This is a genomic window from Cupriavidus sp. SIMBA_020, assembly GCF_046535395.1.
GTDB lineage: Bacteria > Pseudomonadota > Gammaproteobacteria > Burkholderiales > Burkholderiaceae > Cupriavidus > Cupriavidus campinensis.
In genome coordinates this window covers 1-279 of sequence record NZ_JAWRWU010000402.1, presented here as the reverse complement: position 1 = coordinate 279, position 279 = coordinate 1, and the positions used below count along the sequence as shown (strand labels likewise).

The 279-nt window shown below is 62.0% G+C and carries 1 protein-coding gene; it reads right to left on the bottom strand.

Going from position 1 to position 279, the window contains the following annotated elements; all coding sequences use genetic code 11:
- Positions 1-279 (bottom strand): acyl-CoA dehydrogenase family protein (locus SB751_RS29780; RefSeq protein ID WP_410748996.1); only part of this gene is annotated, 279 nt, incomplete at both ends.

Here is a 279-nt window from a genome sequence, read left to right as displayed (position 1 = left end):
CCTGCGGCCCCGAACAGCTGCACGGCGTCAGTGGCGACTTTCATCGCCACGTCCGAGGCGAACATCTTCGACATGGCCGCCATGGGTGCGAGTGTGCGGCCGGTAACGCCGGCATCGACCATGGACGCGGTGCGATAGACCAGCTGGCGGGCAGCTTCGGTCTGGGTGACCATGTCTGCGATCATCCAGCGTATGCCTTGGAAGTCGCTGACTTTCTGTTTGAAGGTGACGCGGTTCTGGATGTAGTCCACCGAATGATCGATGGCGCCCTGAGCCAAC